The sequence below is a fragment of the Pseudomonas sp. WC2 genome, assembly GCF_050586545.1.
In the GTDB taxonomy this organism is placed as follows: Bacteria; Pseudomonadota; Gammaproteobacteria; order Pseudomonadales; family Pseudomonadaceae; genus Aquipseudomonas.
The window spans coordinates 152,467-159,597 of the sequence record NZ_JBOBDR010000017.1; the positions used below are offsets into that span (position 1 = coordinate 152,467).

Sequence of the window (7,131 nt, forward strand, 5' to 3'; positions counted from 1 at the left end):
TCGCGTTGCGTAGTCATCCTTTGATCTCCAGAGGTTTGCTGTCCTTGCCTTCGATCACCGTGAAGCTGTACTCGCGGCCACTCTGCTTGGCGAACTCGAAGGTGCGACCCGGCAGGATATGGTGCTTGGTGGTGGGCTGGCAGTCGGTTTCATTCTTGGCCGAACAGTCACGGAACTCGTCGATCACCACCACCGAATTGCCCTGGTTGCTGATCCGGTATTGCCCGGCACCGTTGTCGATCACGCTGTTGAAGCGGGTTTGCGCCGGCCGCACGAAAAACACCGTGCCGTAACCGGCCAACACATTGACCCCGGCATTGAGGCTCTTTTTGTAGTCCTCGCGCTCATCGGCCGAGACGGCGAATTCGTCTTCCTTTTCCGGCACCACCGGAACGAAACGCACGCGGAAGTAACGCTCTTTGTCGCGCTCACCCATGTACACCAGACGCGTGCCCTGCATGCCGTTGGCGGGGACGATCAAGCGCGCGGGGCTGGCCAGCAAACCGTCGCGCACGCGGTTGTCGGTCTGGGCCGTGAGCGGTACTTCCCGCGGTGCGCCGTCGCCGTCGTAGACGATTTCGAGGATGTTGACCTTGACGAATGCGGTGCTGTCGCCGCCATTGAACACGCGTTTCAGGTAGGTGCTCTTGTCGGCGTCGAGGTAGTCGTAAACCACCCCGACATTGATCGCCGGAACGGCGTGAGCGGTCAGCGGCAAGACGCCGGCCAACAGCAATGCCCATCGAAATTTCATGTGATTGATCTCCTTATGCTGAACATTGAGCGGGTCAGACTTCCGAATCCCAGATGACGGTGACGTTGGCACGGTAGGTCTTGCTGACCCCGGTGAGCATCTCTTCGACGTCTTTGCTGCCAACTTCGAAGTGCAAGGTGCCCGGTTTGCGGTCGATGTATTGCCCCGGCAGAAACAGCTCGGTGCCACTGCCGCTGCGCACCAAGCGCCGGCGATTGACCGGTTGCCCGGCGCCGTCGGTGATGTTGGCCGGCAAGGTCACGGCAATGTTCAACGGCACGGCGTGACCGCTGGAGGGTTCATAGATCGAGCAGTTATCGCCGCCGTCCGTGTGCTCGCATTCCAGGCGCATCTTGAAACGGCTGGAAGCGGACAGGTTGAAGGTCTGATCGCGGAACAGACGCTCCGGGCGCCGATTGCGCTGCAGCCACGCCTGCCAGCCACCCTGGGGCAGCAACTCGACGCGATTGCCACCGGGTGGGACTTCGACCTTAAGCGTGTGCTCCACGTCGAGGGTGAAGTTGAAGGTCTGCAGATTGTCATCGGGGATCATCAGGTCGCCGAAGTCAAAGTCCCCGCCGGGCATCATGGTGTAGGTGATGCTGCCGGTGTATTGCCCGGTCGACATGCCCAGCGGATTGGGGGTACGCAGTTCGTAGGCGTATTCCATGAAGCTGTAGCGCAGTTGTGGAATTTCCTTGCCCGGGGTGATCGTGCAGGCCCCGGCGTTTTCCGGCACGATCCAGAAAAACCATCCGGAGTTGACGCTGGCAGCCAGAAAACCGGTGCGCTGACAAGGCGACGGTGGATTGTTGCGCCACATGGTGTCCCAGTTTTTCCCGGGCAGTTGCCAGTAACCGACATGGGGTACGTACCAGGTGACACCAATCCCGGCGATCCGCACCTCCACCGTCTCGACTTCGTTGGTTTCCTTGTGGGTCACCTGCACCCGGCGCCAATCCGACGGGACTTTGAACATCGCCCCTTTGCGCGCATCAGGCTCGCCAATGAAATGTGCAGGCATCGGTGCATTCGCTGTAGCCCGAAACGAATTGTCACGCAGGCTTAAGATGCCCAACTGCTGGCATTGCGCTGGAATGTGGCCCAGGCACACCGAGCTGATCGGCGTGGTGTTCTTGAACTTGTTGACCATCGGATTGCCCGGATCCGGGCGAAACACCGCGGTCAGTTCATGGCTTGCCGCCGCCACCGGATTCGCCAGTAATCCCGCCAACACGCCGAGACAAACACCTGCCGACCAACGTTGCATCCGAGTTTTACCGCTGCCGTACATCATTCAACCCGCCTTTTCACTGGTGTGCAGATTTTCTGCCAGGGTGTCCGCCGAGCAGCGCAGATCGCCGATCATCAGCACATTGTTTTCGCTGCGCGCGTTCGCCGTATCGAGGCGGAACTGGCAGAGCAGATTCTCGCCGCGCCGCACTTCGAGGGTCGGCGCCGACGCGTTCATTTCCATCGAGAAAAACCCGTCGACTTCGGTCACACCACGGCTGGCATGATTGATCACGTGGTGGCCCTTGAGCGGCAGCCCCTGCGGGTCGAGCAGGCGACCGAGCACGGTGAAGGTCCTGCTCACGGTGATCTTGCGGTAATCGACGCCGCCCTTGTTCAGGTGATAGCGCGCCCGCGCCGGCTGAATGCTCGCGGAGGGCGTGTGATTGCCTTCGAAATCGAAGCTGACCGAGCTGTTCTTGTAAGCGGTCAGCGGCACGTAATTGCGCCCCGGTCGCAAGGTGGCGCTGCCGCCACTGAGGTCGTCGGCGCGCAGGGCGATCTCGTCGAGATCGGTTTCCACGTCGATGATCATCCCGGCGCCAGCGGTCTGTTGCTGGCTGGTCATGACCACGCGCTGGCCGCCGACGGCGACGGTGCTGTCGAGGTTGAGGCCACCGGTGTAATCGCCGTTGAACGAGGAGCGCTGCAAAAATGCATCGCCATTGACCAGGTCATTCTGGAAATTGGTCATGCCCGACAGGCCCACGCCGTAAGTGTCCGCCAGTGCAGTGACGGAGACGCTTTGCAGCAGGTGATCCTGCAGGGTCTTGCGATAAGACAGCGAGCCATTGTTGTCGCGGCCGCCATCACGGGAGGTGCGTGTGCCGAGACTGCCGGACCACTGCTCACCCGGCCCGCCGAGGGCGATGCTGACACTCAGATCGACCCCGCGATTGCGCGCATCGCCGCTGCTGTAACTGCCCGGTCGATCGAACACCGAGAAGCGCCAGTTGCCATCGCTGCCGAACAACACCGTGCGCTGCGACCAGCCCAGATCGAGCGCGGTGCCGGAAACATTGCCCTCGCTGTAGGAGACGCGGGCGTTGAAGGAATTCTTGCTGTTGAGCCGATGATTGAGCGCCAGCGATGAACTGCTGGTCTGGCCGATGAACACGTTGCGCTGCCGTACACGGGTGCCGTCGGGCAGGGTTTCATAGGTGTTGGTAGTGTCCAGCCAACTGCGGTTGTGAGTGGCAAACAGACTGCCGGAACCGTAGTTGTACATGGCTTGCAGGTCCATGCCGGTGCCGTGTTCTTCGGTCTGATAAACGTTGGCGTACAGGCTGGTGCTGTCGAGCAGGTTCCAGTCGATGGACGAACCGTATTGCTGCTTGCCCTGAATCTGCCGCGCCGACAGGCCAAGAATCACCCGTGGATGCAGCAAGTAATTCAGCGCCGCACCGGCGGTGGTGTCGCCACTGGCCTGCTCGTCCCAATTACTCAGCAGTTTGCTTTCCTGGCCGGCGAACAGGCTGTAGCGCCAGCGTTCATCGTGATTGCGCCAGTTGGTCGGTTTGTAGACCAGTTCTTGAGTCGTCGAGGTGATCTGGCCGTCTTCGATCAGGCGCACTTCGACTTCGTAGATGCCGCCCGGCAATGGCCGGGTGTCGAGGGTCTGCAAACCGGCGGCGACAGCTTGGGTGTTGAGCAGCAAACCGTTGCGATAAATCTCCACCGACGCCTGTCGGTTGGCCGTGACGTAAATCGGGTAAACGCTCGGCGTCGGGCTGTTGACTGCCAGACTGTCGGAACTGCCGTACATCAGACCCACCGCCGTATCGGGGCTGGCGCCGAAGGTGCGCAACTGGCGGGTCAGGCCATCGGAGCCGGGGGTGAAATAACCGAGGCGCAGAAACGTGCCGGGCAATTCACGCTGGGCGAACAACTCGTGCACGGCGTGGTACAGGGTGTCGTCGGGATCGCCGAGGCGCGCCAGTTGCAGATTGAGCCGCTGGGTCCAGTTGCCGAGGCTGCTGCTGGCCTCCAGGCCATAACGCCCGCCGAGGTCCTGATCCTGACCACCGTTGAGGTTCAACTGGTTGCGCACGATCAGCCCGGTGCTGCCGTTTTCCGGCAGTTCGTAATAACGCGCGGCGGCGCTGTCGCGCTCGGCGTTTTCCGTGGCGATCGACAGCAATGAACTTTGCAGGTTGTAGTGCAGCGCGATCAGCTGTTCCGGGCAATTGCTCTGGCAAGCACCCAGCGGGGCACCTTGTTGCAGATACGCGGCCCAGGCTTCGCGCTCTACGGCGGGGATCTGGGTGTCACCAACGTCGGTGAATTCCAGCAGGGTGACGCGATCATCCTTGCTCAATACGATCATCGCCTCACCGAGAAACTGTTGATCACGCTCCACTCGAACCGCCAAGGGCACGTCGAAAAAGTGCTCTTCGAAATCCGCCGGCAAGCCTTTGGCCTGCGCCAGCAAACTGCGCGGTGTCGTGCCGTTGTCGTTAGTTGCGGCCACGGCGCTGGCACATAAAAAAAGCGCGAGCGCGGCCGCGATGGGCGTCATCGGGAACATGATCTTGATATCCAGGTTACATAAGAAGTCGAGCCCCGACGGTTATCACTGGATAACCGCCGGGTGCGACTATTGAACAATTAACGCTTTATTCAACAGCGGCGATGATCAGGGTTTGATAACCGGCTCGAAGACCACCGCGAAACTGCCGGTGTAGTTGCCGTTCTGGTTCGCCTGAGGGGTGGCGGCCTTGATGCGCAGGGTACGTTGCACACCCGGCACCGACTCGATTTCGTTGACGATTTCGGTCGTGGTATTACCCAGTTCGATACCACCGACCGACACGGTCAGCGGGATATTGTCACGGCCGTTGTACAGCGATGCAGTGCCGTCGATCAGCGCGTTGATCGAGCCTTTCGGGTCGGTGTGCTTGAGGTTGAAGATGTGGTCGATGGTGGACATTTCACCGCTGTCGAGCTGGCTCATGACCTCGTCACGGCCGAAGTCCGGGTTCTGCGGTTTGATCACGAACAGCGAGGTCGGAACGAAGGCGCGGACGTTGATGACCTGCGGATACGGTTCTACAGCGAAAGCCATCGAGGAGCTCATGGCCAGACCTGCGAGCGAAGCGGCGATTGCGAGTTTCTTGAACATCGTTCAGTACCTGTTTTCTTGATGAGGATCGGATCATTGAAAGTTCAAACAACGCCTGCCTGAATTGAGCCGTGTTGGTTTGGACTTTCAACGCCGAGGCATCATCAACTTTTAATTCAAGAAAGTAAGCAGGCAACTTCCGACGATCGCGTAGTTAAACGCCCTCGCAATACGCCGGAAAAAAGAACGAAAAACCCAGATCGAAAACGGTGACTGTAAGTTTCGCCTTACATACAGTTTTCATGGAAAAACCATACAGGGATTACAACTAATAAATACAGGCTAATTGCATGAGATAACATCTAAGCGGCGAATTAATAGAGCGATAGCTTTAACTTTCCGGACATTAATCCTCGGCAAAAGCAATTGAAAGAAAAAACTGTGGATTTGCCGGTCATGCCGTCTGTTCGTGCGCCGTCACCGCTCGTCGCCTGAAGGATGCGTCTGACAAAAACGCCTTGCGAAATCCATAAGATATATCTTACGTTGTATCTAAACACGACGAGAGAGAAAGCAAAAAATGAGAGACCATCATTCCCCCCACCGCGAACACGGCGACGGCCGCGACGGTTTTGAGAAACGCCCCGGTCGCGAACGCGGCGACGGCCGCGACGGTTTTGAGAAACGCCCCGGTCGCGAACGCGGCGGTCGAGGCCCCCGGGTGTTCGCCCCCGGTGATCTGAAATTGCTGCTGCTGGCACTGATCGCCGAGCAGCCGTGCCACGGTTACGACCTGATCCGCCAGATCGAAGGCATGTTCGACGGCGCCTACAGCCCGAGCCCCGGTGTGATCTACCCGACCCTGACCTTTCTCGAAGAAAGCGACCTGATTGCCGGCGACGCCGAGGGCGGTAAAAAACGCTACAGCGTCACTGAGGCCGGGCGCTTGTCGTTAAGCGAACAAGCCGTGGCGCTCGATGGCGTACGCATGCGCATCGATGTCAGCAAACGTTCGCTGCGCGGCCATGATCGGCCGGCGGAAATTCACGAGGCGGTGCACAACCTGCGCCATGCCCTGCAAATGCACCACGGGCGCTGGAGCCCGGAAGAAATCCTGCGTGTGCGTGACCTGCTCAACGACACCGCCAAAGCCATCGTCGACGGCCCTGCCGTTCAACCTGCCTCGGAGAAAGCCGAATGACTGCAGTCGATACCCAAACCATTCACCGCGTGATGCACGAAATCAAACGCCGCAAGCTCGAAGTGCTGCGCGTGATCGACCTGACCCCACGCATGCGCCGCATCACCCTCGGCGGGCCGGAGCTGGCCGGGTTTATCAGCCTCGGTACGGACGATCACGTCAAACTGTTGTTCCCGCAGAACGCCGAACAGACCGCTGCGCTGGAAACCATGGTGCTTGGCGCCGGCAAGGACGACGGGCCGAAGCCGGAGATGCGCGACTACACCCCGCGCCGTTATGACCTGGATGCGCTGGAACTGGACATCGATTTCGTCCTGCATGGCGACGGCCCTGCGTCGACCTGGGCGGAACAGGCCACTGTCGGCCAGTTTCTGCACATCGGCGGGCCACGCGGCTCGATGATCGTGCCGGACATTTTCGACAGTTACCTGCTGATCGGCGATGAAACCGCCCTCCCCGCCATCGCCCGCCGCCTCGAAGGCCTGGCGGCCAATCGCAAGGCGCTGGTGGTGATCGAAGTGGAAAACGGCGCGGAGCAACAAGTGCTGGAGAGTGCAGCGCAGGTCAATGTGATCTGGGTGCTGCGCGAAGGTGGCAAGGACAACCTGCTGACCACGGTGAAGCAGTTGCAGGTACCCAAGGGCAATCTGTATGCGTGGGTGGCCACCGAGACCAAGGTGTCACGGCAGATTCGCCGGGTGCTGATCGATGAGCATGGGCTGGATGAACAGCTCATCAAAGCCGTCGGCTACTGGCGCGCCGAAGGCACCTCCGAAGAGGACTGAGAACCGTGTGGGAGCGGGGCTTCTCTCTAAAGAGTCC

General features: G+C 59.9%; 6 protein-coding genes. 2 read left to right on the forward strand and 4 right to left on the reverse strand.

Going from position 1 to position 7,131, the window contains the following annotated elements:
• Positions 1–13: 13 nt before the first annotated feature.
• The 4 genes from ACQ4OE_RS20805 to ACQ4OE_RS20820 form a co-directional block, all read right to left on the reverse strand.
• Positions 14–754, reverse strand: a complete 741-nt coding sequence (locus tag ACQ4OE_RS20805; protein ID WP_430947740.1) for a molecular chaperone — start codon at positions 752–754, stop codon at positions 14–16.
• A 34-nt stretch (positions 755–788) separates the two neighbouring features.
• On the reverse strand, positions 789–2,024 hold the full coding sequence (locus ACQ4OE_RS20810) for a hypothetical protein (RefSeq protein WP_430947741.1): 1,236 nt from the start codon (positions 2,022–2,024) through the stop codon (positions 789–791).
• A gap of 27 nt (positions 2,025–2,051) precedes the next feature.
• The gene (locus tag ACQ4OE_RS20815; protein WP_430947742.1) at positions 2,052–4,574 is read right to left on the reverse strand and encodes a TcfC E-set like domain-containing protein; all 2,523 of its coding nucleotides are present in this window, start codon (positions 4,572–4,574) and stop codon (positions 2,052–2,054) included.
• A gap of 108 nt (positions 4,575–4,682) precedes the next feature.
• Positions 4,683–5,168, reverse strand: a complete 486-nt coding sequence (locus tag ACQ4OE_RS20820; RefSeq protein WP_430947743.1) for a CS1 type fimbrial major subunit — start codon at positions 5,166–5,168, stop codon at positions 4,683–4,685.
• Positions 5,169–5,688: 520 nt separating this feature from the next.
• On the opposite strand from ACQ4OE_RS20820, the gene ACQ4OE_RS20825 reads away from it, so the two are divergent.
• Both ACQ4OE_RS20825 and ACQ4OE_RS20830 read left to right on the forward strand, forming a co-directional pair.
• The gene (locus tag ACQ4OE_RS20825) at positions 5,689–6,309 is read left to right on the forward strand and encodes a PadR family transcriptional regulator (protein WP_430947744.1); all 621 of its coding nucleotides are present in this window, start codon (positions 5,689–5,691) and stop codon (positions 6,307–6,309) included.
• Positions 6,306–7,094: a siderophore-interacting protein gene (locus ACQ4OE_RS20830; protein ID WP_430947745.1), complete on the forward strand. Its 789-nt coding sequence runs from the start codon at positions 6,306–6,308 to the stop codon at positions 7,092–7,094. The genes ACQ4OE_RS20825 and ACQ4OE_RS20830 overlap by 4 nt, the downstream gene beginning before the upstream one ends.
• Positions 7,095–7,131 lie beyond the last annotated feature (37 nt).